This window comes from Streptomyces sp. NPDC013455 (assembly GCF_040632975.1).
Classification (GTDB): Bacteria; Actinomycetota; Actinomycetes; order Streptomycetales; family Streptomycetaceae; genus Streptomyces.
In genome coordinates, this window is record NZ_JBEYCX010000071.1 from 1 (window position 1) to 2099 (window position 2099).

At 75.1% G+C, this 2099-nt stretch carries 1 protein-coding gene; it reads right to left on the minus strand.

The window, feature by feature from the left end; all coding sequences use genetic code 11:
* Positions 1–2099: polyketide synthase dehydratase domain-containing protein (locus tag ABZ576_RS34310; protein ID WP_360750023.1), on the minus strand; the 2099-nt coding region annotated here is incomplete at both ends.

Below are 2099 nucleotides of genomic sequence, written 5' to 3' on the forward strand. Positions count from 1 at the left end.
GAACGATCCGACACATCACACGCCACCACCGACACCGACTCCGCACCCAACCCCGACAACTCGGCCACCAGCTCCGCCGCACCACCGGCCGCCGCACCACGCCGACTCACCAACACCAGATCCCGCACCCCATGACGCACCACCAAATGCCGCGCCACCAAACCACCCAACGCCCCTGTTCCACCCGTCACCAACACCGCACCCACCGGATCGAAACCGACCCCACCCACACCGACCCGGTCGACGGCGGGCTCGGGGCGGGTGAGGCGCGGGGCGGACAGGGTGGTGCCCCGGGCTGCCAGCTGGGGTTCGCCAGTCGCGAGCGCGGCGGCGAGCAGGGTGCCGAAGGTGTCGTCGTCCCGCGGCTCGTCCGTGTCGAGCAGCACGATCCGGTCCGGGTGCTCGGCCTGGGCGACCCGGACCAGGCCCCAGACGGCCGCGGCCGCCGGGTCGGTCACGGCGGCGTCGCCGCCCGCGGGTACGGCACCCCGGGTACGGACGACGAGGGGGGTCGCTTCGAGGCCCGGTCCGGCCAGCCATGCCTGGAGGACCTCCAGGGCCCTGCTGGTCACCGCGAGCGCCGCGGCGTCCGCGGCGTCCGCGGCGTCCGTGGCGTCCGTGGCGTCCGTGGCGTCCGTGGCGTCCGTGACGTCCGTGACGCAGTCGAAGACGGCGACGGCCGGGGGCGCGGCGCCGTCGAGCAGGGCGGTCACCCCGCTGGGGTCGGTCAGGGTGATCCAGTCGGGTACCGAGGTCGACCGGGGCGCCGGCAGCTCGGTCCACACCACGTGGAACAGCGCCTCGTCGGCGCCCGCGGCGGTGTCCGCCGTGGCCAGGTGGTCGGCGGCCACCGGTCGGAGGGTGACGGCGTCCGCCGTCAGGACGACACCGCCGGCTTCGTCGGCGGCCTGCACCGACAGGACGCCCGGGCCGGACGGCAGCAGCCGCGCGCGCAGCACGGTGGCCCCGGTGGCGTGCAGGACGACCTTGTTCCACTCCAGCGGCTGCCACACCTGGGCGTCATCGCCGGTGGCGGCCTCCCGCACGGCAGGGTGCAGGACGGCGTCCAGCAGTGCCGGGTGGACTCCGTACCGGTCGGCCTCGGTCTGGTCCTCCTCCGCCAGCGCGGCTTCGGCGAACAGCTCGTCCCCGCGCCGCCACAGCCCGCGCAGGCCCTGGAAGAGCGGGCCGTAGGCGTGCCCGTGGGCGACCAGCTCGGCGTACATGTCGTCCGTCTCCGCACGCTGGGCCCCGGGCGGCGGCCAGGCGGTGAAGTCGAAGGTGCCGGTCGCGGCCTCGCCGGCCGCCGGTGCGAGGATGCCGGTGGCGTGCCGGGTCCAGGCGACCGTCCCGTCGGCCACGGCGGTGTCGTCGGGGGCGGCGTACACCTCCACGCTGCGGGTGCCGGCCTCGTCGGGCCCGCCGACGGCGATCTGCACGCGTACGGCACCCTGCTCGGGCACGATCAGCGGCGTCTCGACGACCAGTTCGTCGAGCACTCCGCAGCCGACCTCGTCGCCGGCCCGGACGGCCAGCTCCACGAGTCCGGCACCGGGTACGACGACCACTCCGCCGACGGCGTGGTCGGCCAGCCAGGGGTGGGTGCGCAGCGACAGCCGGGAGGTGAGGACCAGGCCGTCCGACTGCGGCAGCGGCACCACAGCGCCCAGCATCGGATGCCCGGCACCGGCCAGCCCGAGGGCCGCCGCGTCGGCGACCGACTCCGACATGCGGAGCCAGTAGTGCTGGTGGTCGAAGGCGTACGTCGGCAGGTCCACGTGGACCTCGGTGGCGCCCTCGGGAAGGGCCGCGGCCCAGTCCACCTTGGTCCCACGCGCGAACAGCTCCGCGAGGCAGAGCAGCAGCGTGCGCACCTCGTCCCGGTCGTCGCGCAGGGCCGGGACGCTGACCGCGTCCGCGTCGGCCGACTCCGCCACCGCACCGGAGAGCGCACCGGCGGGGCCGAGTTCGAGGAACACCGAACCGCCGGAGGCGCTGATACCGTCCGCGAAACGCACCGGGCGGCGGACATGGTCCACCCAGTAGGCCGGATCGGTCAGCTGTCCCGGCTCGGCGAGCCGCCCCGTCACGTTCGATAC